This window comes from Acinetobacter sp. Q85-2 (assembly GCF_013420555.1).
Classification (GTDB): Bacteria; Pseudomonadota; Gammaproteobacteria; order Pseudomonadales; family Moraxellaceae; genus Acinetobacter; species Acinetobacter indicus.
The window spans coordinates 156330-181736 of record NZ_VOXW01000004.1 but is presented as its reverse complement, the minus strand read 5'-3'; the positions used below and the strand labels follow the sequence as shown (position 1 = coordinate 181736).

The 25407-nt window shown below is 47.3% G+C and carries 22 protein-coding genes and 1 pseudogene; 13 read left to right on the top strand and 10 right to left on the bottom strand.

The genetic code is table 11. The features are described from left to right. Positions 1-60: 60 nt before the first annotated feature. Positions 61-477 carry an internalin gene (locus tag FTT68_RS03400; protein ID WP_180175209.1) on the top strand — a complete coding sequence of 139 codons (417 nt, stop codon included), beginning with the start codon at positions 61-63 and terminating at the stop codon, positions 475-477. An 83-nt stretch (positions 478-560) separates the two neighbouring features. Here the strand turns inward: FTT68_RS03400 and FTT68_RS03395 are convergent, their stop codons facing one another. The 3 genes from FTT68_RS03395 to FTT68_RS03385 all read right to left on the bottom strand — a co-directional run bounded on the left by FTT68_RS03395 (position 561) and on the right by FTT68_RS03385 (position 4465). After that, positions 561-1673: a YheT family hydrolase gene (locus tag FTT68_RS03395; RefSeq protein WP_016659027.1), complete on the bottom strand. Its 1113-nt coding sequence runs from the start codon at positions 1671-1673 to the stop codon at positions 561-563. A gap of 82 nt (positions 1674-1755) precedes the next feature. Further along, on the bottom strand, positions 1756-2163 hold the full coding sequence (locus FTT68_RS03390; protein WP_075166817.1) for a nuclear transport factor 2 family protein: 408 nt from the start codon (positions 2161-2163) through the stop codon (positions 1756-1758). 277 nt (positions 2164-2440) lie between these two features. Then, entirely contained in the window at positions 2441-4465 is a 2025-nt protein-coding gene (locus tag FTT68_RS03385; RefSeq protein WP_180175208.1) for an NADPH-dependent 2,4-dienoyl-CoA reductase, read from the bottom strand. A gap of 134 nt (positions 4466-4599) precedes the next feature. Here FTT68_RS03385 and FTT68_RS03380 point away from each other — a divergent pair, with 134 nt between their 5' ends. Beyond that, positions 4600-5145 carry a PadR family transcriptional regulator gene (locus tag FTT68_RS03380; protein WP_005178523.1) on the top strand — a complete coding sequence of 182 codons (546 nt, stop codon included), beginning with the start codon at positions 4600-4602 and terminating at the stop codon, positions 5143-5145. Positions 5146-5166: 21 nt separating this feature from the next. Next, a complete protein-coding gene (locus FTT68_RS03375) occupies positions 5167-6075 on the top strand; it encodes an alpha/beta fold hydrolase (RefSeq protein WP_168414867.1) in 909 nt (302 codons plus the stop codon). A gap of 93 nt (positions 6076-6168) precedes the next feature. Here FTT68_RS03375 and FTT68_RS03370 read toward each other — a convergent pair. Beyond that, positions 6169-6471: pseudogene (locus tag FTT68_RS03370) on the bottom strand (CoA transferase); the annotation flags it as partial. Between the two features lie 4 nt (positions 6472-6475). Then, on the bottom strand, positions 6476-7699 hold the full coding sequence (locus FTT68_RS03365) for an acyl-CoA dehydrogenase (RefSeq protein ID WP_045795432.1): 1224 nt from the start codon (positions 7697-7699) through the stop codon (positions 6476-6478). Between the two features lie 247 nt (positions 7700-7946). On the opposite strand from FTT68_RS03365, the gene FTT68_RS03360 reads away from it, so the two are divergent. After that, the gene (locus FTT68_RS03360; protein WP_005178537.1) at positions 7947-8906 is read left to right on the top strand and encodes a LysR substrate-binding domain-containing protein; all 960 of its coding nucleotides are present in this window, start codon (positions 7947-7949) and stop codon (positions 8904-8906) included. Next, positions 8899-9603, top strand: a complete 705-nt coding sequence (locus tag FTT68_RS03355) for an NAD-dependent deacylase (protein WP_104499675.1) — start codon at positions 8899-8901, stop codon at positions 9601-9603. Before FTT68_RS03360 ends, FTT68_RS03355 begins: the two co-directional genes overlap by 8 nt. An 89-nt stretch (positions 9604-9692) precedes the next feature. Here the strand turns inward: FTT68_RS03355 and aspA are convergent, their stop codons facing one another. After that, a complete protein-coding gene (gene aspA, locus FTT68_RS03350; protein WP_016659035.1) occupies positions 9693-11141 on the bottom strand; it encodes an aspartate ammonia-lyase in 1449 nt (482 codons plus the stop codon). A 424-nt stretch (positions 11142-11565) separates the two neighbouring features. Between aspA and putP the strand changes: the two genes are divergently transcribed. Next, positions 11566-13074, top strand: coding sequence for a sodium/proline symporter PutP (gene putP / locus FTT68_RS03345; RefSeq protein WP_075166972.1), 1509 nt, complete (start codon positions 11566-11568; stop codon positions 13072-13074). 93 nt (positions 13075-13167) lie between these two features. Here the strand turns inward: putP and FTT68_RS03340 are convergent, their stop codons facing one another. Next, entirely contained in the window at positions 13168-13650 is a 483-nt protein-coding gene (locus tag FTT68_RS03340; protein ID WP_005178547.1) for an Lrp/AsnC ligand binding domain-containing protein, read from the bottom strand. Positions 13651-13779: 129 nt separating this feature from the next. On the opposite strand from FTT68_RS03340, the gene putA reads away from it, so the two are divergent. The 4 genes from putA (at position 13780) to FTT68_RS03320 (ending at position 19757) form a co-directional block, all read left to right on the top strand. Further along, positions 13780-17532 carry a trifunctional transcriptional regulator/proline dehydrogenase/L-glutamate gamma-semialdehyde dehydrogenase gene (gene putA / locus FTT68_RS03335; protein WP_168390628.1) on the top strand — a complete coding sequence of 1251 codons (3753 nt, stop codon included), beginning with the start codon at positions 13780-13782 and terminating at the stop codon, positions 17530-17532. Between the two features lie 252 nt (positions 17533-17784). Next, positions 17785-18867: a tRNA (uridine(54)-C5)-methyltransferase TrmA gene (gene trmA / locus FTT68_RS03330; RefSeq protein ID WP_087662276.1), complete on the top strand. Its 1083-nt coding sequence runs from the start codon at positions 17785-17787 to the stop codon at positions 18865-18867. A gap of 243 nt (positions 18868-19110) precedes the next feature. After that, complete coding sequence (locus FTT68_RS03325; RefSeq protein WP_005178553.1) at positions 19111-19335, top strand: hypothetical protein; 225 nt, start codon at positions 19111-19113, stop codon at positions 19333-19335. Between the two features lie 167 nt (positions 19336-19502). Next, positions 19503-19757, top strand: a complete 255-nt coding sequence (locus FTT68_RS03320) for a hypothetical protein (protein ID WP_045795440.1) — start codon at positions 19503-19505, stop codon at positions 19755-19757. On the opposite strand, the gene FTT68_RS03315 is transcribed toward FTT68_RS03320, so the two are convergent. Next, positions 19744-20592: a phosphodiester glycosidase family protein gene (locus FTT68_RS03315; RefSeq protein ID WP_180175207.1), complete on the bottom strand. Its 849-nt coding sequence runs from the start codon at positions 20590-20592 to the stop codon at positions 19744-19746. The genes FTT68_RS03320 and FTT68_RS03315 overlap by 14 nt on opposite strands. Before the next feature lie 84 nt (positions 20593-20676). On the opposite strand from FTT68_RS03315, the gene FTT68_RS03310 reads away from it, so the two are divergent. Continuing rightward, positions 20677-21207, top strand: a complete 531-nt coding sequence (locus tag FTT68_RS03310; protein WP_005178558.1) for a lecithin retinol acyltransferase family protein — start codon at positions 20677-20679, stop codon at positions 21205-21207. 140 nt (positions 21208-21347) lie between these two features. Here the strand turns inward: FTT68_RS03310 and FTT68_RS03305 are convergent, their stop codons facing one another. Next, positions 21348-23072 (bottom strand): glutamine--tRNA ligase/YqeY domain fusion protein, encoded by a 1725-nt coding sequence (locus tag FTT68_RS03305; protein WP_016659047.1) that lies wholly within the window; start codon positions 23070-23072, stop codon positions 21348-21350. 166 nt (positions 23073-23238) lie between these two features. On the opposite strand from FTT68_RS03305, the gene FTT68_RS03300 reads away from it, so the two are divergent. Together FTT68_RS03300 and FTT68_RS03295 are read left to right on the top strand one after the other, a co-directional pair. Continuing rightward, a complete protein-coding gene (locus FTT68_RS03300) occupies positions 23239-23748 on the top strand; it encodes a peptidylprolyl isomerase (RefSeq protein WP_005178561.1) in 510 nt (169 codons plus the stop codon). 57 nt (positions 23749-23805) lie between these two features. Beyond that, positions 23806-24525 carry a UDP-2,3-diacylglucosamine diphosphatase gene (locus tag FTT68_RS03295; RefSeq protein ID WP_168397883.1) on the top strand — a complete coding sequence of 240 codons (720 nt, stop codon included), beginning with the start codon at positions 23806-23808 and terminating at the stop codon, positions 24523-24525. A gap of 64 nt (positions 24526-24589) precedes the next feature. Here FTT68_RS03295 and hpaI read toward each other — a convergent pair whose 3' ends face one another. Next, positions 24590-25384, bottom strand: a complete 795-nt coding sequence (hpaI, locus tag FTT68_RS03290; RefSeq protein WP_075166833.1) for a 4-hydroxy-2-oxoheptanedioate aldolase — start codon at positions 25382-25384, stop codon at positions 24590-24592. Between the last annotated feature and the right edge of the window lie 23 nt (positions 25385-25407).

The following is a 25407-nucleotide window of genomic DNA, read 5'->3' as shown; positions in this document are numbered from 1 at the left end:
TTCATCTGATTTTTTGCTGTTATAATACGCGCATCTCGTTGAACCCTCCTTTTTTAGATTATGAACAAAAAAATTTTGATTTGTGGTGCAATTGCAACCAGTTTATTCCTGAGTGCCTGTGTTAAAAAAGAAGCACCTCAGGAAGAAGAACAGGTTGAAGTTGAGGTTCAGCAAACTGAGCAGATCACTGAGCCAGCCCAGTTCGAGCCACTTGAAGCAGAAACGCCAGAAGTGTCTGAAACTGAAGCGCCAGTGGAATACGAAGTTGAACGTACTGAAACTGAAAACACCACAACTGAAATTCGTCGTGAAGTGACGCCACGTGAACCTGCGCCAGCCCCTCAGCCAGCTCAGGCCGCTCCTGCTGAAGACAAGCCGGTAGAAGCCCGTCCAGCCAACCCGGACCCGGACAGCCAGTCACAAGATGACGCTGTTGCCGCAGCCATTGCCGCAGCAACCCCAGCGCTTGAAAACTGATTTCAGCCTTCAAGCACTGTTGCATAAAAAAACCCAGTCCATGTACTGGGTTTTTTATTGGCCTTTTTATGAAGCTGTTCCATTCAGGAATAAGAACGTTCACCCTGTTGATGCTGGTTCTTTAAATAATCAGCCATTAAACGTGTGGCCCAGGACTGTGGCGCACCTAAACCTTCATAAAAACCGCAATGACTGCCCTTTTTGGTGGTCACCACCATAATATTCGGCATTTTCTGAATACTTTCTTTATACGGTTCCAGATTTTTAATATGACAAACCGGATCATCTTCGGCGTTTAAAATCATCAGGGGAATTTTGACATTCTGGAACACATAAATCGGGTTAATGGCTTTGCTATAACTTTCATAATCATGATAGCCAGCCATCTCAAAATAGGCCTGTTCAAATTCGGCCAGGTTTTGCGCGGTAATGACTTTGGCCAACGATTTGGTTTTCTGCCAGCTACTCCGATAAGGATCAATAAAGGCCTGAATCACCTTTTTGGTCATGACCTTACTATAAAACGGATGAACATGGTTAAAGCCGATTTCGGTGTCATACCCCGGGCACAGTGCAAAAGCAGCTTTTAGCGGCGTTTTGTCGCCTTCTTCACCTAAATAACGCACCAGCAAACCGGTACCGGCCGATGAACCTACCCCATATAGGGCAGAAACCGGGAATTTTTTCTGAATAAACTGGATCTGTTCCCGTAAATCTTCGGTGGAACCAAACAGGCAGATTTTCGGAACCGGCATAGGCAAGTTGGCATGACCACGGCGTAAACATAAGGCAATACGCCAGCCGGTCTGCTGATGTAAATCCCGCACCAGCTCGCTCATGCTCTCGGCAGTTCCGACAATGGTGTGCATTACAATAATGGTTGGGGTGCGTGGTGGCAGATGCAGACCGTACCAGGCAATAGCCGTTACGCCACCATCGGACATGTTCAGCTGCTCAATGGCATCGTAATGCAGGCGGATGGTTTTTTTCTTGATTAAGTCAAAATAAAGCAGATGCGCATGGGTATTGGACAGCCACGGGGTTGGCCGGTATTTCTGTTTCAGTTGCGGTAAAACATCTATACAGCGCCGGATTTGACCTTCGGGATTAAAATATAAGGTCGGTTCTGCGGCGCCGGTCCATTCATCAATCAAGCGCTGGGTGAGCTGGGCCATTTTCTGGATCACAAATTTCATGTTTTGTTCCCCCCTTGTATGGTTTGGCTTATATCATGCTAGTTCTCTCATGTTATGAAGTCAGTTGAGTTCAGGGCTTAGATCAGGTGGGCATAAATTGTGCCATCCGTTGTCCCATCTCGGCAGCCAAAGCTTCGAGGCCGCTTTTAGGACGAATCATCACTTCAAAATCAATGATCTGACCTTGATCATTGAAGCGGATCATATCAATACCCTTGAGTTTTTTATCTCCCACCTGGGCAGAAAACTCAAGCACAACATTGTTACCGTCTGCAGCATAAAATTCACGGTGATAGCTAAAGTTCTCAAAGACCTGAATCACGTTGGTCAGAATAAAAAATACCACCTGCTTGCCGGCATAAGGCTGATAAGCCACCGGAGAACGAAACACCACCTCATCGGCCAGCAGTTCATTCAGGATGGCCATATCACGCTGTTCAAGCATCTGGTGCCAACGGGCAATCGCGGTTTTGGTGATGTGTAAGGTCATTTTGGGGTCCTTTTTTGTTTTGATATTTCATTGCTATATAAACTCCCCCTGAGCAAGTTTTAAAGCATTGCTTTAAAACGAAGTGCAAGAAAGGGGGATTTAGAAGGGTTTTTCTACAAGAATCCCTCCCAACCTCCCTTTTTCAAAGGAAGGAGTTGATTCTATTCAGTGAATTCCCTCAGCTTCCAGAAGATGAGCAACCCTGCTGCACAGGGCAGAGGCGGTTATTCACCCTCTCCCCAGCGCTCTTCCATAGGGAGAGGGTGAAGGAATTGCATTAAATTTTCGCCGCCAACTCTGCGCCCTGACGGATTGCGCGTTTGGCATCTAGCTCACCGGCTTCCTTGGCACCGCCAATCAGATGCACATTTTTACCCGCAGCTTGCAGCTGATCGTACATGGCGGTATATGATTCCTGTCCGGCACAGATCACCACGTTTTCAACTTCCAGCAGCATCGGCTGGTCATTGACCGTAATATGCAGGCCCTGATCATCAATTTTCTGATAGCTTACGCCTGCCATCATTTTAACATCGCGGTTTTTTAAGCCGGTACGATGAATCCAGCCGGTGGTTTTGCCCAAGCCCGCTCCCACCGAAGATGCTTTACGCTGCAATAAATAGATTTCATGATTGGAGGCTTCTACCTGTGCCGGTTTCAGGCCACCGACATGCTCATATTCGGTATCAATCCCCCATTCATCATAGAATTTTTCCGGATTCAGACTGCCACTTTCACCAGCATGACTTAAGTATTCTGCGGTATCAAAACCAATTCCACCGGCACCAATAATCGCAACCCGTTTCGCCACCGGTCGACGCTCTTTCAGCACATCCAGATAGCTCAGAACTTTAGGATGATCAATTCCTTCAATCTCCAGCTGACGTGGAGTCACCCCGGTTGCCACCACAATTTCGTCAAAACTGCTTTTGCTCAGCTCATCAAAGCTGGCCGTATGGTTCAGTTTTAGCTGAATGCGTGGCTGCAACTCAATTTGACGTTTGAAATAACGCAAGGTTTCATAAAACTCTTCTTTGCCCGGAATGGTCTTGGCAATATTAAACTGCCCGCCAATCTGGTTAGAGGCTTCAAAAATCGTCACTTCATGACCACGGCCTGCCGCATAAATTGCAAAGCTTAAACCGGCTGGACCCGCTCCAATCACCGCAATGTTTTTCGACTGGCTGGCTTCTTTAAAGATCAGTTCGGTTTCATGACAGGCACGCGGATTGACCAGACAGGAGGCAATTTTCATGGAGAAAATATGGTCCAGACAGGCCTGGTTACAGGCAATACAGGTATTAATTTCATCGCTACGGCCCTGCTCGGCTTTTACTACAAAATCGGCATCTGCCAAAAATGGACGCGCCATCGACACCATATCGGCCTGGCCAGTCGCCAGTACATGCTCTGCCATTTCCGGGGTGTTAATCCGGTTGGAGGTGATTAAAGGAATTTTGACTTCACTTTTGAGCTTTTCTGTGACCCAGCTAAAAGCCGCACGCGGCACTTTGGTGGCAATGGTCGGAATACGTGCTTCATGCCAGCCAATACCGGTATTAATAATGGTCGCACCCGCTTTTTCGATTTCTTTGGCCAGCTGCACCACTTCTTCAAAGCTCGAACCACCTTCGACCAGATCCAGCATTGACAGGCGATAGATAATAATGAAGTTTTCACCGACTTCAGCACGGGTACGTTTCACGATTTCAATTGGAAAGCGAATCCGGTTTTCGTAGCTGCCGCCCCATTCATCATCACGATGATTGGTACGCTTGGCAATAAACTCGTTAATCAGATAGCCTTCCGAACCCATAATTTCAACGCCATCATAACCGGCATATTTGGCCAGCCTGGCACAGTTGGCAAAATCGGCGATGGTCTGCTGCACTTCAGCCGAGGTGAGTGCATGCGGTTTAGACGGGTTAATCGGTGCCTGAATCGCGGATGGCGCCACAATATCCGGCTGATAGGAATAACGTCCGGTATGCAAAATCTGCAAGGCAATTTTACCACCCGCTTCATGCACGGCTTGGGTGACCACTTTATGTTTTTCAGCTTCGGCCAGGGTGTCGAGTTTATTGCCGCCTGCAAAGGTTAAGCCGGCATCATTTGGAGAAATCCCGCCGGTCACAATCAGGCCTACGCCACCTTTGGCGCGCTCTGCGTAGAATGCTGCCATCCGTGCATAACCATTTGGTGCTTCTTCAAGCCCCACGTGCATAGAACCCATAAGTACGCGGTTTTTTAAGGTGGTAAAGCCTAAATCAAGCGGGGCTAACAGATGCGGATAATTCGACATATTCTCTCCTTGGCGGGCCAAAAGCGGGCTATTTTTATGTTAATGCAACTTGTTGCATAAATTTATATGCGAATTTTGACTTTTATGCAACATGTTGCATAATATTTTAGATTCATACTTGCATGATCTCGTCTATGTCTTTAGCCCATGTATTACTCACCAGCCTGATTGAAAAACCCAGTACGGGCATTGAACTGGCCCGGCGCTTTGATCGCTCGATGGGCTTTTTCTGGAATGCTACCCATCAGCAGATTTATCGTGAATTAAACAGCATGCTCAGCAAAGGCTGGATTTCCACTTTGGCTGAAGAAGATGCCCAAGGCCGTAAAAAAACCTATCAGGTTGAGGCCGCAGGCCGGGTCGAACTGGCCGACTGGATGGTCAAGCAAGGTCCTCCGGCGCAGCTCCGTGAAGAACTGATGGTGCGTTTACGGGCCGAAGCACAACTCGGTGGTAATGAGGTTTTGCCCGAGCTAGAGCGGCATTTACAGTTGCATCAGGAAAAATTGCAGCTGTATCAGGCCATTTATGCCAAAGACTTTGCCCAGCAGACCGACGAAAATCGTACCTTATATATTCATAAAATGATTTTACAGCTGGGTATCGAGCAGGAAATCGGCTGGATTCGCTGGCTGGACGCGGTGATTCCGGCGCTAAAAGCTTTTGATCAACAACAATAAAATTTCAAGGAATGAAATCTCATGCCGTATTATGTCATGCCCGATGGCGAAGGTTTATTTGTACGTGAATTTGGTCAGGGCCAACCGGTGCTGGTGCTGTCCGGTTTGGGCATGCACAGCTGGCAATGGCTGCCGTTTTTGTGGCCGCTACGCAAACAGTTCCGTTTTATTATTCCCGACTGGCGCGGCTTTGGCGGTTCGAAGCAGTGCCGGATTCCGGAGCTGGATGCCATTTCCAGCCACTGGCAGGATGTGCAATCCTTAATTCAGCAAATGCAGCTGCAACAGTTTATAATCATTGCCTATTCGATGGGCGCGACCACCGCCATGCATGGCATGCAATATGGACAGCTGGCAACGCAGTTAAAAGCCTATCTGCATATTGATCAGACCCCAAAAATCCTGGTAGATGAACACTGGGCTTATGGTCTGTTTGGTCAGCAGCACAGCCGCTTTAAACAGATTTTATCTGAACTGTCCGCGCTATTTACGGAACACGCACATCTTCAGTGGATTCACGATTTAAATAACACAGCCAAAGATCAACTGTTTGCTTTATGGATGCAGTTTATTGAGCTGCAAAATAACAACCCTCGCCAGCGAGCCATCTTTTGTAAAATCCTGCAACAGCCACGTTTGCAACATCTGCTGTTACCCTCATCTCGACTGGACTATATGACTTGGTATATCCGCAACTATTTAGAACATGCCGAAGATTATCGTGAAGCCTTAAGCCAGCTGAACTGTCCTACGGTGTTTTTTAGCGGGGTGCAATCGGTGCTCTATCCGGTACAGGGACAAACCCTGATTGCCCAAAGTGTGGCACAGGCACAGCAGGTGTTGTTTGAAAAATCAGGGCATACTCCGCTACTGACTGAGCCGCTGAAATTTACCCGCGAACTTAAACGCTTTTTATTGCAGCATCAGTAAATATCTACATCAATATTTATAGCTGAATAAAAAAAGCCGAACGGTGTAAGGTTCGGCAAAAAGCAAGTGAAGACTAACAATCAAGGCAAAGCACTAGGCAATTTTCCCATCAATAATGCCCTGCTGTTTTAAAGCCTGCAGTTCTTCAGCAGATTTAAAGCGGGACAGAATATAGGCCGTATGTTCACCCAGTTGCGGTGGTGCCTGCCGGTATTCGACCGGTGTATCTGACAGCTTGATTGGTGATGCAATCATTTTAAATTGCGCATTTAAACTGTGCGGCAAATTGACCAGCATCTGCCGATGCTGAATTTGCGGCTCAGCCAAGGCATCTTCAATCGAGTTAATTACACCGACCGGTACTTTGACCGCATGAATCCGGCGTACCCATTCCTCTTCATTAATTACAAAATGCAGCAATTCCGGTCTGTGCTCGGCCTAGAATTAAGGCATGTACGTCATGCGTGCCTTCATAGGTATTCACCACTTCCAGATTCACCAGATGACGCGCCACACCAAACTCATCCGAAATGCCGTTACCACCCATCATGTCACGAGCCAAGCGGGCAATATCCAGCGCCTTGCCACAGTTATTGCGCTTGATTAAAGATGTCCCTTCAACCGAAGCAATACCTTCATCTTTCATGCGGCCAAAACGTAATGCGGCCTGTAAACCTAAAGCAATTTCAGTTTGCATATCGGCCAGTTTTTTCTGGATTAACTGATTGGCAGCCAAAGGACGACCAAACTGTTTACGGTCCATGGTGTACTGATGTGCGGTATGCCAGCAGAACTCCGCCGCACCCATCGCACCCCAGGCAATGCCATAACGGGCACTGTTCAGACAGGTAAATGGACCTTTTAAGCCACGGACTTCTGGGAAAGCATTTTCTTCTGGGACGAATACGTTATCCATTACAATTTCACCGGTGATGGAAGCACGTAAACCGACCTTGCCGTGAATCGCAGGCGCAGACAGCCCTTCCCAGCCTTTTTCCAGAATAAAGCCGCGAATGTCACCGACATTGCCTTCAGGTGAAACCTCTTTGGCCCAAACCACAAATACATCGGCAATTGGACTGTTGGTAATCCACATTTTTGCGCCCGTTAAGCGATAACCGCCATCGACTTTTTTGGCACGGGTAATCATGCTGCCCGGGTCAGAACCATGATCCGGTTCGGTCAGACCAAAGCAGCCAATATATTCACCCGTAGCTAATTTTGGTAAATACTTCTGTTTTTGTTCTTCCGAGCCAAATTCATTAATCGGTACCATCACCAGCGAACTTTGTACACTGGCCATAGAGCGGTAACCTGAATCAACACGCTCAACTTCACGGGCAATCAGACCATAGCTGACATAATTTAAACCAGCACCGCCGTATTGTTCCGGAATGGTTGGGCCTAGTAGGCCTAGCTCGCCCATTTCACGGAAAATGGTCGGATCGGTTTTTTCATGACGGAACTGTTCTAATACACGTGGCATCAGCTTGTCTTGACAATAGGCCGCAGCAGTATCACGGATCATGCGTTCTTCTGCAGTCAGCTGCTGCTCCAGCAGGAATGGGTCTTGCCAGTCAAAATGTACTTTACGGCCTGAATGTGAATTTACCATTTGATTCATAGCTTCCTCTGCCTGAATAATGTTCTCGTTGTTTGTGTTGATACTATGTGTGAAAAATAATATTTTCAAACGAGATTTTTTAATGCAGATATGCATTCTCCGTATATCTTAAATAAGCATATTCATACTGGAGCTGCGCATCGCGTTAAAACCTGTGAAGAAACAATAAAAAATAACCAAATTGGCGATCATAGCGCCTTCATCTATGCTATTTTCAAATACCTGTGCAGATAAAGGATGATCTGAAATGCGGCGTAATATTCCATCTTTACAGGCCTTGCTCTGCTTTGAGTCGGCAGCCAAGCATTGCAGTTATACCCATGCCTCGCAAGAACTGTTTATTACCCAGAGTGCGGTTTCCCGGCAAATCCAGCAGCTGGAAGAATTTCTTGGCTTAAGCCTGTTTATCCGGACCCGGCATGGAGTCGAACTGACGCCTGCAGGACAGCATTATTATAAAAGTATCAAACCCTATTTACTGGGGCTGGAGCAAAGCACGCTCGATGTGATGTCGCATAAAGGATTAGGTGGCACCTTAAAGCTGGGTGTAGTACCGACCTTTGCCACGCGCTGGCTGGTGCCGAAGCTGCATCGTTTTAACCAGCGCTATCCGGAAATTACTATTCATTTGGAAACCAGCACCAAACCGTTTTTATTTAATGAAAATATTTTTGATGCGGCCATTTATGCCGGTACGCAGCAGCAGATTGATCATTGGCCCGGAATCCACACCCATTTTTTAATGAAGGAAGATGTGGTGCCGGTGTGCTCACCGCAGCTGATTGCCCGGCATTTTCCTGCGGCACAAAAAAGCCATCGCTATGGTTATAACCTGGCTGCTGAACAATTACAGCAACTGCCCTTATTACAGCAAACCACACGACCGACCATCTGGCAGGAATGGTTCCAGACCCAGCAGATTGAGCATGCCCATCCGTATGATGGACAGCGTCATGAACTGTTTTCGATGCTGGCTGTGGCCGCCAGTCATGGCATGGGCATGGCACTCATCCCGCAAATGTTGATTCAGCAGGAATTAACCAGCGGTGAACTGGTACTGGCCTCAGATCAGCAGCTCAGCGGCCGGCGCTCCTATTATCTGGTACATTCTAGTCAGGAAAATTCAGTTTTAATTCAGAAATTTGTAGAATGGATGCAACAGGAAGTCACGCACAGTATCGCCACACAGGAATCTGCCTATGCCTAAACTGATTGTTTTCTCCGGTGCCGGAATGAGCGCCGAAAGCGGGATTAATACCTTCCGTGATAGTGATGGATTGTGGGAACAGCATCGGGTGGAAGATGTGGCCACACCGGAAGCCTGGGCCAAAAATCCGGCGCTGGTGCAGCGTTTTTATAATGAACGGCGCAAAAATATTCTGAATGCCCAGCCCAACGCGGCACATCAATTGATTGCCGAACTGGAACAGTATTTTGATGTGGCTGTTATTACCCAGAATATTGATGATCTGCATGAACGTGCTGGTAGCCAGCAGGTATTACATTTGCATGGCAATATCCGGCTGGCCAAAACTTCCGGACCCGATGCACAAACCACTACCCGCTTTTACCCGATTGAAGGCGCCGAGCTGGATTTGGAACGCGATGTCTGTGATGCGGGTTATCCGCTACGGCCACATGTGGTCTGGTTTGGTGAGGCGGTACCAGCCTATGAACAAGCGATTGAATGGGTGCAGGATGCCGATATTTTTATTGTGATTGGCAGCAGTCTGGCGGTCTACCCGGTGGCCGGTCTGGTTCATGAAATTCCGGCCAGCTGTCAGGCCTTTTATATTGATCCGAAAGCCAATCAGCAGCATTTACCAGCACAATATGAATGTATTGCCGCCACTGCAACCCAAGGTTTGGCACAGTTAAAGCCACGTCTGCTGGCGACCCTGTAAGTTTAATCAAAACCATCGGCCAAACACAAAAGGCTCAAAACCAATATATGACCTTGAGCCTTTGCTGTTTTACTGAAGCAATCAGTGTCTTAGCTGACTTGGGCAAAAACTGCTTCCGGTGGTGTTACCTCACTGACCAGATTATGCAGGGCAAAAATTTCATCCAGCTGTTCCTGAGTCAGTAATTCCTGCTCCAGTACCACCTGCTGAATGGTTTTGTTTTCAGCAATACACAGTTTCCCGATTTCATCACATTTGGCATGACCTAGAATCGGGTCAAGCAAAGTGACAATACCGACGCTACGCATCACCGCATCATGGCAGGCCTGTTCATTGGCCTGAATACCCTGAATACATTTCTCATCCAGACTTTTCATGGCCTGAGTCAATAACTGGATGGATTCATGAATCGACACAGCAATCACCGGTTCCATTACATTTAACTGCAACTGCCCGGCTTCGGCTGCCATGGTCACGGTCAGGTCATTGCCAATCACTTTAAAGGCAATCTGGTTCACCACTTCCGGAATGACCGGATTGACCTTGGCGGGCATGATCGAAGAACCGGCCTGTAACTCCGGTAAACGGATTTCCCCCAGACCGGTACGCGGGCCAGAACTTAATAAACGCAGGTCATTACAGATTTTCGATAATTTCACTGCCAGACGTTTCAGTGTGCTGGATAAAATGATGAAAACCCCACAGTCGCTGGTGGCTTCAACATAATCTTCTGCGCCAATTAATGGCAAGCCGCTAATCTCTTTTAAAGCCTGCACCGCTTCCTGGGCATAACCTTTGGGGGTATTCACGCCCGTACCAATCGCGGTAGCGCCGAGGTTAATTTCCAATAACAACTGACGAGTCCGGTCAATCAGTTTTAAATCTTCTTTTAACAGGGTAGCAAAAGCCCGGAACTCCTGCCCTAAGGTCATCGGCACGGCATCTTGCAGCTGGGTCCGGCCCATTTTCAGTACATACTGAAATTCAGCTACTTTCTTGTAGAAACTGTCAATCAGGTTACGCATCTGCACGAACAGATCATCCAGACTGTAATAAGTCGCTAAACGCAAGGCTGTTGGATAGACATCATTGGTCGATTGCGACTTATTAACATGATCATTTGGATGAATAGAAAAATAACTGCCTTTTTCCAGACCCAGATGTTCTAAGGCAATATTGGCAATCACCTCATTGCTGTTCATGTTAATCGACGTTCCGGCACCGCCCTGATAAACATCTAAAGGGAAATGCGCACGCCATGCGGCGGGCTGTTCAATCAACTGGTCACAGGCATACTGAATCGCCTCAGCCACCTGCGGGGAGATTTTCTCAAACTGTAAATTGGTTTGCGCAGATGCCTTTTTCACTTGCGCCAAAGCACGAATGAAATGCAGGTTTTCACCGACCTGCTGATTAGAGATCTGGAAGTTCTCCAAGGCACGCAAGGTATGAATACCATAATAACTGTCTGCCGGCACTTCTTTAGCACCTAGCAAATCATGCTCTATTCTTGTTTTCTCTGTCTGAACCGTAATCACACTGTTTACTCACTATTTCGCACCAATATTGTGCATAAGAAAATCTTAAACCTGTGCCAGCCTGAAACTACACAAGATTGATACGCTTTTTGAAATATTTAATTACACATTCTTTCTGAATGTACGGGATGTAACATAATGTAAATTTACTCCATTTTTAAGCCAGATTTAACAGATTCTCTCCATATTTGCAAAAATAAAAATATTCACCGCTTTATTCAAAATTTTGACTTAATAATTTTCCGCTCATTGCTCCCATTTTTTCAATTGTATCTAAAGCTACAAACCGCAACATAAGACCGCTATAAATCCCGTCGAAATGTTACAGAACGTAATTTTAATTCCATGCTTGAATCAGCTCCTTGAAAAAATGCGCAAAAAATCATCTCGGATGGATGAACGCTTACAGACAAAGGATGGGCATATGAGTCAACTGAATCCCACATTAATTACCTTTATATTTTATATCGTGGCCATGATCGGTATCGGGCTGTATGCCTACAAGGCCACCACAGATTTCTCGGATTATATTCTTGGGGGCCGCAGTCTGGGCAGCGTGGTGACTGCGCTTTCTGCCGGCGCATCGGATATGAGCGGCTGGCTGCTGATGGGTTTACCCGGTGCAATCTATCTGGCCGGATTATCTGAAGCCTGGATTGCCATTGGCCTGATTATTGGTGCATGGTTAAACTGGCTTCTGGTCGCCGGGCGTTTGCGGGTTCATACCGAAGTACAAAACAATGCCCTGACCCTGCCAGATTATTTCACCAGCCGTTTTGGCGACCGCAAGAAAATTCTGCGCGTCAGTTCAGCACTGGTAATTCTGGTATTTTTCGCGATTTACTGTGCATCCGGCATGGTGGCCGGTGCGCGTTTATTTGAAAGCCTGTTTGGCTGGTCCTATACCACGGCGCTGTGGATTGGCGCGATAGCCACCATCAGCTATGTCTGTATTGGCGGCTTCCTGGCAATTAGCTGGACCGATACCTTCCAGGCCGGGCTGATGATTTTTGCCCTGCTGATTACTCCCATCATGACCTATCTGGCACTGGGTGATCATAGCCAGCAGATTGGTCTGTTACTGGAAACTGCGCGCCCACATGCCACGCAGATGCTGTCCGGTTTAAGTTTTATTGCTATTTTATCTTCTTTGGCATGGGGCTTAGGCTATTTTGGACAACCGCATATTCTGGTCCGCTTTATGGCAGCCGATTCGGTTAAAACCATTCCGGCGGCGCGTAAAATTGGTATGAGCTGGATGATTCTCTGTCTGGGCGGTGCAGTCGGTGCCGGTTTCATTGCCATTGCCTATTTCCAGCAATTTCCAGAACTGGCCGCTGTGGTGAATCAGAACCCGGAAACCGTGTTTATGGAGCTGACCAAAATCCTGTTTAATCCGTGGATTGCCGGGATTATTCTGGCCGCCATTCTAGCCGCGGTCATGAGTACACTCAGCTGCCAGTTACTGGTCTGCTCCAGTACCTTAACTGAAGATTTATACAAGGCTTTTTTACGCAAAAATGCCTCACAAAAAGAGCTGGTCTGGGTCGGCCGTTTTATGGTGTTGTTGATTGCAATGCTGGCAATCTGGCTGGCCAGCAATCCATCGAGTAAAGTCCTGGGTCTGGTGGCCTATGCCTGGGCCGGATTTGGCGCGGCTTTTGGTCCTCTCATTATTCTGTCGCTGTTCTGGAAACGCATGACCCTGAAAGGCGCGATTGCCGGGATGCTAGTCGGTGCGATGACCGTGATTGTCTGGAAAAATGTCATGGCCGATACCGGACTCTATGAGATTATTCCCGGCTTTATTCTGGCCAGCCTGAGTATTGTAATAGTCAGTCTGCTCGACCGGACACCAAGTACAGAGGTGATTGAACGCTTTGAACAGTCAGATGCCGAGTACAAAAAAGCCATGCAGGAAATGAACAGCTAGCACAGCAATCTACCGAATTGATTGATCATCCATAAAAAAAGGAGCTTCGGCTCCTTTTGGGTTTTAACGGAAAATACAGACAAAGATGACGGTTTATTTGGCCTTGTGCTGATATTTCAGTTTCAATTGCGAGCTTTCCTTAATCACTTCCATCACCGGATAACTGCGGGTTTCTTTCACCCCCGGCAACTGCCATAAAATTTGCCCGGAAATCTTACGGAATTCTTCCATATTGGCGCAGCGGATTTTGACTACAAAATCGAAACCACCACTAATCATGTGACATTCCACAATTTCCGGATGCTGCAAAATCGCATCTGAAAATTCCTCCAGTACATTCGGCGTGGTTTTATCCAGCAGAATTTCCACAAATACCACAAAGCTGCTATTCAGCAACTCCGGATTCAGCTTGGCTTCATAGCCCAGAATAAAACCATCTTTACTCAGTTTCTGTACCCGCGCCAGCGCAGCAGTTGGCGATAAATTGACGGCTTCTGCCAGTTTAATATTTGAAATCCGGCCATCTTTTTGCAGAATATCCAGAATTTTAATGTCAGTGCGATCCAGGCTCATCATTCCATTCATAATCCGTATTTATCTCTAAAAATAACAAAAATTATAGTGAGTTATTCGGCATATTTTCTGTAATCATAAATTATATAAGGTACACCGTTCAACTAAAATATATCGTCACAGGATGTTGGCATGAACATGATGGATAGCGAAACCCATTTCGACGACGCAAAACCGCATTTGGATTACATCACTGAATTCAAAGAAAAAAATGAGGCAGAAATTGCCATTAATACGGCATGGCGTCGCCCTGAAAGTGAATGTGTCAGCCACTTACTCGAGCACAGTGAAATTCCTGATGCACTGAACAGCCAAATTTATGAGCTGGCTTTTCAGCTGGCCCACTCCCTGCGTGAACGTAAAAATTCCAGCGGTAAAGCCGGTCTGGTGCAAGGCCTGTTGCAAGAGTTCTCCCTCTCTTCACAAGAAGGCATCGCCCTGATGTGTCTGGCCGAAGCGCTATTACGTATTCCCGATACCGCAACCCGTGATCTGCTGATCCGTGACAAGATCAATCAAGGCAACTGGAAAGAGCATTTAGGCCAAAGCAACCTGATGTTTGTGAATGCAGCGGCCTGGGGCTTAATGCTGACCGGCAAGCTGATGGAAACCCCGAAACAGAACAGCTTAAGCGGTATTCTGACTGGCCTGCTGGCGCGCAGTGGCCGTGGTATTATCCGTAAAGCGGTAGATGTGGCGATGCGGATGATGGGCGAGCAGTTTGTCACCGGCGAAACCATTAGCGAAGCCCTGCAACACGCCGAACCTTTAGAAGAAAAAGGTTTCCGTTATTCTTATGACATGCTCGGCGAAGCGGCCCTGACCGAACACGATGCAGAGCGTTATTTTGATGACTATCAAAATGCCATCCATGCCATTGGCCAGGCCTCTAAAGATAAAGATGTTTATACCGGCCCCGGGATTTCGATCAAGCTCTCTGCCCTGCATCCACGTTATCAGCGTGCTCAAATTGACCGCGTACATACCGAACTGTATGACAAGGTGCTGCAACTGGCGGTGCTGGCCAAGGACTACAATATTGGCCTGAATATTGATGCCGAAGAATCTGAACGACTGGAAATGTCTTTAGAGCTGCTGGAGCGGCTGTGTTTTGAACCGGCACTGGATGACTGGAAAGGCATTGGCTTTGTGATTCAGGCCTACCAGAAACGCTGCTTCTATGTGGTGGATTATGTAGTTGATCTGGCCAAACGCAGCCAGAAACGCCTGATGATCCGTCTGGTGAAAGGCGCCTATTGGGACAGCGAAATCAAGAAAGCGCAAATTGATGGCATGTCGGATTATCCAGTGTTTACCCGTAAAGTGCATACCGATCTGTCCTATATTGCCTGCGCAAAAAAATTACTGGCGGCACCGGAACAGATTTATCCGCAGTTTGCGACTCACAATGCCCAGACGCTGGCCACGATTTATCATCTAGCCGATCCAGCGCGCTATTATGCTGGCCAATATGAATTCCAGTGTCTGCATGGTATGGGCGAGCCATTGTATGAAAATGTGGTCGGCTCGAAACAGCAGCAGAAACTCGGTGTGCCGTGCCGTATTTATGCGCCGGTCGGTAACCATGAAACCCTGCTGGCCTATCTGGTGCGTCGTTTGCTGGAAAATGGTGCCAATACCTCTTTCGTCAACCGTATTGCCGATAAGACCCTAAACATTGAAGATCTGATCGAAAATCCGCATCAGACTATTTTAGCCACGGCTCAACAGGAACAGAAAGTCGGCCAGAAACATCCGGCGATTCCCTTACCGCATGAGTTATATGGCGAGCAGCGCGACAACTCTGCCGGCCTGGACTTAGCCAATGATCAGGACTTGGCGGCATTAAATACAACCGCGCAGCATCTGCATCAACATCAATGGACTGCCCAGCCGATGGGTGAAAGCTTAACCGCCGAAGACAGTGCCGATGTACACGCAATTTTAAACCCGGCGCAGCATCAGGATATTGTTGGTCATGTGCAGGAAGCCACTGCAGCACAGGTCAATCAGGCGCTGGAAAATGCGGTACAGGCACAAGCCGTCTGGGCCAATATTTCCAAACATGAACGCGCACAATGTCTGGAACGTGCTGCCGATTTAATGCAGGCACGCCTGCAACCGCTCATGCTGCTCCTCTGCCGCGAAAGTGGCAAGACCTATGCCAATGCTATTGCCGAAGTGCGTGAAGCAATTGATTTCCTGCGCTACTATGCCGCACAGATGCGTGATCTGGACATCAATACCCAGATTATTCCGCTAGGGCCGGTGCTATGTATCAGCCCGTGGAATTTCCCGCTGGCGATTTTTAGCGGCCAGATTGCCGCGGCACTGGTGGCTGGCAATACCGTTCTGGCCAAACCGGCCGAGCAGACCCCGCTGATTGCAGCGCAAGCGGTGCAGATTTTATGGGATGCCGGCATTCCGCAAAATGTACTGCAACTGCTGCCGGGACGTGGTGAAACAGTCGGTGCGCAGCTGAGTCAGGATGAACGGATTCAGGGCATTATGTTTACCGGCTCGACTGAAGTCGCCAAAATCCTGAATCAGACCGTGGCCAAACGTTTAAGCCAGACTGGTGGTGCCATTCCGCTCATTGCGGAAACTGGCGGGCAAAACGCCATGATTGTTGATTCTTCAGCCCTGACTGAACAGGTGATTCTGGATGCGGTCAGCTCTGCTTACGACAGTGCCGGTCAGCGCTGCTCTGCCCTGCGAATTCTATGTGTGCAGGAAGATAATGCCGACACGGTACTGACTATGCTCAAAGGTGCCATGCAGCAGTTGCGCGTCGGTAATCCTTATTTGCTGAAAACCGATATTGGCCCGGTGATTGACCTGGAAGCACAGAACAATATTGAGCGTCATATTGAAAAAATGCGCATTAAGGGCTATCCGGTGCATCAGTTGATGTGGAATAAGCAAAGCGATGCAAGCTTGCAACACGGCACTTTTGTACCACCAACGCTGATTGAACTGCCGCATCTGGATGATCTGGAGCGTGAAGTATTTGGCCCGGTACTGCATGTGATTCGCTACCGTTACGGACAGCTTGATCAACTGCTGGCACAAATCAATGCCAAAGGTTATGGCCTGACCATGGGCTTGCATACCCGTATTGATGAAACCATTCATAGCGTAATTGCCCAGGCCGAAGTCGGCAACCTGTATATCAACCGTAATATTGTTGGTGCGGTGGTCGGGGTACAACCTTTTGGTGGCGAAGGCCTGTCGGGGACCGGACCTAAGGCCGGTGGACCGTTGTATCTCTACCGCTTAATGCAATACTGCTCGCAGAAAAAACTGGCTCAACCATTTGCGGTGCAGTCTCTACATGCAGCAGCAATGCCTGCCCTATATAGCCAATTGGTGAACTGGGTACAGGCCGAGTTCCCGCAGCAGCTGATTCAGCTACCGGAAAAAATTGCCACGGGTCAGAGTTTTAACCTGACTGGTCCAACCGGTGAAAGTAACCAGTATACGATTTTGCCCCGCCATGCCGTGCTATCCCTGGCCGAACAGGAGCTGGATCAGATTCATCAGTTACTGGCGATTTTTGCAGTCGGCAGTCAGCCGGTGGTTCTGGCAGAAAACCGCTTCATGCTGAAATATCTGCCGAAAATGCCGCCAGAGATTGCCCAGCGGATTCGCGTGATCCCAGACTTGCTGCATGGCGATTATGATGCAGTGCTGCATCATGGCAGCTCGGCGCAATTGCTGGAGTTACAGCAAACGGTAGCGCAGCGTGCCGGAGCGATTGTCGGCATCAGCCATCTCAAACCGAATGATCCGAAAATTCCGCTGGAACGTCTGGTGATTGAACGGGCCATCAGCATTAATACTGCTGCAGCTGGAGGGAACGCCAGCCTGATGACGCTGGATTAAAGCCACCCCTTTTCATGGTGTTATTCCTCTTTGCCAAACCAACTCTCCCTGGTCTCTGTTGGTTTGGCTTTTTTTATCTTTGCTCTCGCAAGTGATCTATTTCCCGGCTTTAATCTGCCGATCTGTTGAGCCGAGGCTCGATTTCTCCCGTCACGCTACCGCAATTTAAGGTTTGCACAGAATATCTTTAGGCATCTGCCTGAAACTTTGTTACCATCCCCTGTTTCAATGGGTTTGTGATTTTTACTGCATATGACTTCATCTTATCAGCAACAACTTGATGCCAAAGTTGCACGTATTTCTGCACAGTTTGCCGAATTTAATCCTCCAGCACTGGAGGTGTTTGCCTCGCCTGAACAGCATTTCCGTATGCGTGCAGAATTCCGGATTTGGCATACCGAAGATGACCTGTTTTATGCCATGTTTGAACGCGATGAGCAGCAGAACAAAAAAGTCATTCGAATTGATGAATTTCCAATTGCCGATGCCAGCATCAACCAGTTAATGCCGGTACTGCTGAATGCCTTAAAAGCAGAACCGCTGTTATCCAATCGCCTGTTTGAAGTGCATTTTCTGGCGACCTTAAAAGGTGAAATGCTGGTTTCACTGATTTATCGCTGTCCGTTAACTGCAGAGTGGGAAGCGCTGGCCAAACAGCTGGCCGAGCAACTGCAGATTAAAATTATTGGCCGGAGCCGTGGCCAGAAACTGGTACTGAGCGATGAGTTTGTGGTGGAAGAACTGCAAGTCTTTGAACGCCAGTATCAATACAAACAGATTGAAAGCAGCTTTACCCAGCCGAATGCGCGCGTTTGCCAGCACATGCTGGAATGGGCCTGTACAGCCGCCGGACACGCCAATCAGGACCTGTTAGAGCTGTACTGTGGCAATGGTAACTTTACCCTGCCACTGTCGACCCGTTTTAATCGCGTCTTAGCCACAGAACTGGCCAAATCTTCAGTCTATGCGGCGCAGTGGAATATTGAGCAGAACCAGATTGATAATATTCAGGTGGCGCGTTTATCTGCCGAAGAATTTACCCAGGCCTACAATGGCGAGCGTGAATTCCGCCGTTTGCAGGAAGCCGGCATTGAAATGTCCAGCTATCAGTTTGATACCGTGTTTGTAGACCCACCACGTGCCGGTATTGATGCCGAAACCTTAAAACTGCTACAACGTTTTGAGCGGATTATTTATATCTCCTGTAATCCGGATACGCTGCATGACAATTTGCAGACTTTGGCCAGCACCCACAAGATCACCCAATTTGCCTTGTTTGATCAATTCCCTTATACCCATCATGTGGAATCTGGTGTCTTACTGGAAAAGATCTAAAACAATTTGTTTCAAATTATATTATTCAGTCCGAAAAGGAAGATTTTTTAATCTTCCTTTTTTCTTATAAAAACAAGCAACTTAGTTATAATCAAGGCTTATAGCCATCATAATTACGTTTAAACTGTTACAAGCTATCGAAATTTCTAGAGTCTGTTTGCTGCTTTTATCACTTTAGTCGACTTGCATTAATTTTTAAATTGGCTATATTTCGAGCTATGTTAGGTTGCAAATGAAGGCTCTATGAGTTTTTGGCAAAAGCTGTTCGCTCAGGAACAGCAAAACGAGCATAAGAATCAGATTGCTTGTGTTGAAAATGATTGCTCTTGTAAGACAAATGAACAGCTTCTTGAAGCTTTAGCAAAAGCGACAGATGAAGATGTGATTATCGGTATTAAAAAGGTTCTCGCTTCGCGCGGCTATAGCCGTAAAGAGTTGAATGAACTTCAACATTTACCCCTGCAATAGCAGAGTCTGACCACAGAAAAAGGCATTTAGAATTTCTAGGTGCCTTTTTTTATTGGTCTGATTTTAATCAGATTTCTTAGTTTTGACATTTTTTTCATGTATGCTCAAGGGCTTAGATCAGTCTTGACCGTATTTTTAATTCAATACATAACAATAAGGATACCGCTATGAATAACAAAATGATCGGCGCTCTTACCCTTCCACTGCTCTGCCTGGCCCTCACAGGCTGCGACCGTATGCCGGCAGAATGTGAAGAAGCCTGGGACAAAATGGACAGCTTGAGCACAAAAATGGGGCTTTCGGAAGAACAGCGTCAATTCCAGAAAAAACAGTTTGAGGCCGGAATCAAAGAAATGTCGACTGAAGATGCCAAACGCCTCTGCAGCCAGCAAACCCAGACCCTGGGCATTATTGGCCAGTAGATTTTTCTGGCTCAGTCGCGCAGGCTGAATCATCAATATACGCCAGCATCGGGCCAACTGCGCGGTACTGGCGATGGCGTTTTAAGGCCGCAATATACACAGAAGATACTGAACCATCCAAGTACAGCGCATTCGGTGTCTTAAGCTGCTGCTGAAACAGCCGGGCAAAGTCATAAAAATTAATTGGCTGCTGGCTAATCATAAAATACAGAGTGGCGTCTTTCAGCCCAACACCATTGCGGATTTTTCTGGAATCGGAATCCGGAATAAAGTTTGGGTTAATTTTTCCGTCAATCACCAGCATCGGGCCAGATTGGGTGGCATATTTCGGTTGCACATTGGCCTGCTGATACTGCTGGGTGATCATCAACAGTGGCTGCTTGTCCCAGGCCAGTACCCCATTCGGCTGAATCAGAAAATTGCCCCAGCCTTGGGTCTGGGTATTTAACTGGCTTACCCTCTTGCCCTCTTCAATATACAGCCCGACGGGTGCATAATCGGCATGGAACATCCCGGCATTCATGGCAAATTCCAGCTGCTGGCACGGTTGCAGATCATCCTGGAGCGCAGTGAAATAACGATAGGGCTGCTGTGCTGTATTCTTTAATACCAGCTTCAGCTGCGCCATTGATCGGATTTCCGTGACATCAAAATCACCCAGCCTATGTTTCAGCTGCCAGCTGTAGATTTGCGGCTGTGCCTGTGCCCAGTTTGCACTGCAAGCACCCAGCAGAATCAGCAGTTTTAACAGCGGTTTGGCAGTAACTCGTGCAAAGTACTGTCCTAACTTTTTCATTGCATCTGTTCCCTGTTCATCGTTGTATAATTCAGCCATTCTTGTCGCCACCCTGTCGATTCTTGTGCCAAGAAGCAGTACACTAGAGCTTTAAAATACACCTGTCACTTTACTAATGTCACAATGCTCAAGCAGAACACACGGTTCCCTTTAGGGGCGCATCTGATTGTCAAACATTTCGGCTATACCCACCACGGGATTTATGCTGGACGTGGTCGTGTCATTCATTATTCCGGTTTTGCACATTTATTTAAAAAACATCCGATTGAAATCACCAGCCTAGACAAGTTCAGTCATGGCAAACCGGTGCATGTGCAGCATTATGATCAACCCAAATATAAAGGCCGTAAAGTGGTGCGCCGGATGCGTTCACGGATGCATGAAAATAATTATCACCTGATTATCAATAACTGCGAACATTTATGCACTTGGGCCATTACCGGCGTGGAAAGCAGTCCGCAAGTCTTCCGGATGATGAACCGCTTAACCACCATTGGTTATGTCAGCTCCTTAATGAGCTATATGAACAGCATGATGCTGACCCTGACCACCACCTGTTTTGCCCTGGTGCTGTATATTAAAAAGAAATTGCGCGACAAAGCCAAAATGCAGATGCCGACCCATCTGTTTTATAAACGCGATGAAAAGAAATAACACACCGGATCATCTGTAAATCAAATTTTTTTTAATTTAACGTGCTACTTCCTTTCAACCTTTACTTTCCATTTTCAACACCGCATAAAAAAGCCCACTGAGTCCAGCAGGCTTTTTCAATCATCTAGCAAAATGCGCTTTTATTTGCCCGGTTTGAAGCTGTCTTTTAAGTCCAGAATACGGTTAAACACTGGCGTTTCGCTGGAATGATCATACTGATCCGCCACGAAATAACCTTCACGTTCAAACTGGAAACGATCTTCTGCTTGCGCTTGCGCTAAAGCCGGCTCAATAACCGCTTGTACCACTTTCAATGAGTCCGGATTCAGATTCGCCAGGAAGTCATCGCCGACTTCTGGGTCAGATTCGGTGAACAGACGGTCGTAAATACGCACTTCAGCTTTCACGCCTTTAGTGGCAGATACCCAGTGAATCACGCCTTTTACTTTACGGCCTTCCGGATTCTTACCTAAAGTTTCAGGGTCGATTGAACATTTCAGCTCAATAATTTCACCCTTGTCATCTTTAATGATTTCGTCGCACTTGATCACATAAGCATGACGTAAACGCACTTCACCGCCCGGAATCAGACGTTTAAAGCCTTTCGGTGGCTCTTCTTCGAAATCTTTACGGTCAATATAGATTTCAGAGGTTAGCGGAATGACACGCTCGCCCATATCTACGTTTGGATGACGCGAATGAGTCAGATCCATTTCTGCTGGCAGATTGGTTAACGTCACTTTTAATGGATTCAGCACGGCCATACCACGCGCTGCGGTATTTTCTAGCGACTGACGGATGCAGTATTCCAGCATTGCCACATCGACAATCCCGTCAGACTTCGACACACCAACGCGCTTACAGAAATCACGCAAGCCTTCCGGAGTAAAGCCACGACGACGCATACCCACTACAGTTGGCATACGCGGGTCGTCCCAACCCTTAACAAAACCACCTTCCACCAGACGGCGCAGCTTACGCTTTGAGGTAATGGTGTAATCGACGTTTAAACGGCTGGATTCATACTGACGTGGTACCGCCGCTGATTTTACCTTTTCCACCACCCAGTCATAGAACGGACGGTGATCCTGGAATTCAAGCGTACACAGTGAATGAGTAATGCCTTCAATCGCATCGGATAATGGATGCGCATAGTCGTACATTGGGTACATTTTCCATTTGTCACCGGTCTGGTGATGCTCGGAATGTAGCACACGGTACAAAATTGGGTCACGCATATGTACGTTTGGCGATGCCATATCAATTTTGGCACGCAATACCGCCTGACCTTCGCCCAGCGCACCATTACGCATCTGTTCAAAACGCGCCAGGTTGTCTTCTACAGACGCATCACGGTATGGTGAGTTTTTACCCGGCTCGACAAATGAACCACGATTCAGCTTGATTTCTTCAGGAGTTTGCAAATCGACATAGGCATCACCCTGTTCAATTAACTGCACCGCCCAGCTATACAGCTGGTCAAAATAGCTTGATGCATAGCGTGGCTCGCCATTCCAGTTAAAGCCCAACCATTTCACGTCGTTGGCAATACCATCTACATATTCTTGTTCTTCGGCATCCGGGTTGGTATCGTCAAAACGTAAGTTACATAAACCGTTAAATTCTTCGGCAATCCCGAAATTCAGGCAAATTGCTTTCACGTGACCAATATGTAAGTAACCGTTCGGTTCTGGTGGAAAACGTGTGATCACTTTTTCAGTACGGCCTGCTGCCAGATCATCGGTAATGACCTGACGCACAAAATCTAAGCCCGGCTGTTGTTCTTGCTGCGCAGCATCGACAGAGGCATGGTTACTTGGTGTCGGGGTGTTAGGCAGAGATGAAACAGCATCATTCGGCTTCATAGTTAATAAATCACTTCTAGATAAAAATTTAGGATAATTAAAACGCTATTCCCACTTTTTAACAAAGAAAATAACGTTTTTACTTGCCTTGTAGTTTACAGTTTGCTTATGCTTCTCTCAACCAAAAAACCCATGGCTTTTTTGTCCATGATTAGGAGATAACACAATGAGTTTTCCTCAAGTCGAATTAAACACCAACAAAGGTCGTATTGTTCTTGAGCTTAACACTGAAAAAGCACCTAAAACTGCTGAGAACTTCCTTCAATACGTTCGTGACGGTTTCTATGATGGCGTAATTTTCCACCGTGTCATCGATGGTTTCATGATTCAAGGCGGCGGCTTTGATGAAAACTTCAAAGAAAAAGCAACCCGTGATTCAATCGAAAACGAAGCAGACAACGGTCTGAGCAATGACGAAGGGACCATTGCAATGGCGCGTACCCAGGCTCCGCACTCTGCATCTGCTCAATTCTTCATTAACGTGAAAAACAACTCCTTCCTGAACCACACGGGCAAAACTGCACAAGGTTGGGGTTATGCCGTATTTGGTAAAGTAGTTGAAGGTATGGATGTAGTTGCTGAAATCAAAGGCGTACGTACAGGCAACCGTGGTTACCACGCTGATGTTCCACTAGAAAATGTGGTCATCGAATCTGCCAAGATCATTTCTGAATAAGAATCCCTCTCAACCTCCCGTTATTTAAGGGCGTTGGGAGATTCCAAGGAAAAGATTGTGACCTATCTGTTTATTTCAGATTTACATTTGTCACCTGATCACCCTCGACTCGTTCGGGGGTTTTTAGATTTATTACGTGCTTATCAGGATCAAAACACCCAGCTGTATATTTTAGGCGACTGGTTCAATGCCTGGATTGGCGATGACTACACCGCCCCTTGGCTGGATGAAATTGTCAGCGCTTTAAAACAGTTTAATGCCGCAGGCAATCAGCTGTATTTTCAGGTCGGCAACCGCGATTTCGCACTGCATGAGGTTTTTTTACAGCAGTTTAACGGGCAATTATTACCTGAAATTGACACCCTCACTATTGGCCAGACCCGCTATCGTCTGGAACATGGCGATGCCTTGTGCACCGATGATGTATCCTATCAGCGCTTTAAAAAAGTTATCCGTCATCCGCTCGTGCTGCGTCTGTTAAGAAAAACTCCGCTGTCCTTTCGCAGCAAACTGGCCAACGGTTTTCGCAAACAAAGCCGCGCTTCTAAAGAAGTTAAATCGTATGAAGTGATGGATGTGAATCCGGCTGCGGTAACGCAGGCTTTGGCCGAGGTGGATGTACTGATTCATGGTCATACCCATCGACCAGCCATCCATGAGCTGAATGGCAAAAAGCGGATTGTGCTGGGGGACTGGCGTGCGCATGAGGCACTGATTCTGGAAATTGATCCCGAACAGCCCGCCACTCACCTGCAACTGAAACGCTGGACCTATTAAGCAGCAGGTGGATGACTGATACATCCCCACCTCCTGCATCATCTGTCAGGTTAATAATGACCGCTTAATACCCCCCTTCAGGTTTTACCCAGCTCGCTCCGGTTTTATATTTGGCCAGCAGCTCACGCAAGGAATTCATTAATACGCTGGTATCGACACCGACAGCGACAAATTCGGTACCCAGTTCAATATATTTTTGCGTCACGTCATGTTGAGTCGATAAAATCCCGGCCGCTTTACCCGATGCGCGAATTCGTTGAATTGCATCAACCACTGCGTTTTGCACGTCAGGATGGTTCGGATTGCCTTCATAACCCATAGTGGCAGATAAATCTACTGCGCCAATAAATACCCCATCAATGCCCTCGACTTTTAAGATGTTATCCAGATTTTCCAGCCCTGTAACTGACTCAATCTGAATCAGCAAACAGATATTTTCATGTGCAGTGGCATAATAATCCGGAATACTGTTCCAGCGTGTGGCACGTGCCAAAGCCGCACCTACACCGCGAATCCCTTCCGGTGGATAACGCACTGCTTTAACCATCAGTTCGGCCTGCTCCACGGTTTCCACCATCGGAATCAATAAGGTTTGTGCGCCAATATCCAGCAACTGTTTAATAAGCTGCACACTGCCAATTGGCGGACGGACCACCGCCTGTGACGGATAGGCCGCAATACTTTGCAGCTGGGCCAGTGTGGTTCTTAAATCACTGGGCGCATGTTCCCCATCAATCAGCAACCAGTCATAACCGGCATTGGCCGCAATTTCAGTGCCATAGGCATCGGCCAGACCGACCCATAAACCAATCTGCTGCTGGGTTTTTAATTTATGTTTAAAGTGATTACGATAGTCCATCAACAGGCTCGCTATAGTCCACA

Excerpts from the sequence above, each read along its gene's own strand:
- FTT68_RS03400 (WP_180175209.1), top strand. The coding sequence starts at position 61 with ATGAACAAAAAAATTTTGATTTGTGGTGCAATTGCAACCAGTTTATTC.
- FTT68_RS03395 (WP_016659027.1), bottom strand. The coding sequence starts at position 1,673 with ATGAAATTTGTGATCCAGAAAATGGCCCAGCTCACCCAGCGCTTGATT.
- FTT68_RS03390 (WP_075166817.1), bottom strand. The coding sequence starts at position 2,163 with ATGACCTTACACATCACCAAAACCGCGATTGCCCGTTGGCACCAGATG.
- FTT68_RS03385 (WP_180175208.1), bottom strand. The coding sequence starts at position 4,465 with ATGTCGAATTATCCGCATCTGTTAGCCCCGCTTGATTTAGGCTTTACC.
- FTT68_RS03380 (WP_005178523.1), top strand. The coding sequence starts at position 4,600 with ATGTCTTTAGCCCATGTATTACTCACCAGCCTGATTGAAAAACCCAGT.
- FTT68_RS03375 (WP_168414867.1), top strand. The coding sequence starts at position 5,167 with ATGCCGTATTATGTCATGCCCGATGGCGAAGGTTTATTTGTACGTGAA.
- FTT68_RS03365 (WP_045795432.1), bottom strand. The coding sequence starts at position 7,699 with ATGAATCAAATGGTAAATTCACATTCAGGCCGTAAAGTACATTTTGAC.
- FTT68_RS03360 (WP_005178537.1), top strand. The coding sequence starts at position 7,947 with ATGCGGCGTAATATTCCATCTTTACAGGCCTTGCTCTGCTTTGAGTCG.
- FTT68_RS03355 (WP_104499675.1), top strand. The coding sequence starts at position 8,899 with ATGCCTAAACTGATTGTTTTCTCCGGTGCCGGAATGAGCGCCGAAAGC.
- putP (WP_075166972.1), top strand. The coding sequence starts at position 11,566 with ATGAGTCAACTGAATCCCACATTAATTACCTTTATATTTTATATCGTG.
- FTT68_RS03340 (WP_005178547.1), bottom strand. The coding sequence starts at position 13,650 with ATGATGAGCCTGGATCGCACTGACATTAAAATTCTGGATATTCTGCAA.
- putA (WP_168390628.1), top strand. The coding sequence starts at position 13,780 with ATGAACATGATGGATAGCGAAACCCATTTCGACGACGCAAAACCGCAT.
- trmA (WP_087662276.1), top strand. The coding sequence starts at position 17,785 with ATGACTTCATCTTATCAGCAACAACTTGATGCCAAAGTTGCACGTATT.
- FTT68_RS03325 (WP_005178553.1), top strand. The coding sequence starts at position 19,111 with ATGAGTTTTTGGCAAAAGCTGTTCGCTCAGGAACAGCAAAACGAGCAT.
- FTT68_RS03320 (WP_045795440.1), top strand. The coding sequence starts at position 19,503 with ATGAATAACAAAATGATCGGCGCTCTTACCCTTCCACTGCTCTGCCTG.
- FTT68_RS03315 (WP_180175207.1), bottom strand. The coding sequence starts at position 20,592 with ATGGCTGAATTATACAACGATGAACAGGGAACAGATGCAATGAAAAAG.
- FTT68_RS03310 (WP_005178558.1), top strand. The coding sequence starts at position 20,677 with ATGCTCAAGCAGAACACACGGTTCCCTTTAGGGGCGCATCTGATTGTC.
- FTT68_RS03305 (WP_016659047.1), bottom strand. The coding sequence starts at position 23,072 with ATGAAGCCGAATGATGCTGTTTCATCTCTGCCTAACACCCCGACACCA.
- FTT68_RS03300 (WP_005178561.1), top strand. The coding sequence starts at position 23,239 with ATGAGTTTTCCTCAAGTCGAATTAAACACCAACAAAGGTCGTATTGTT.
- hpaI (WP_075166833.1), bottom strand. The coding sequence starts at position 25,384 with ATGGACTATCGTAATCACTTTAAACATAAATTAAAAACCCAGCAGCAG.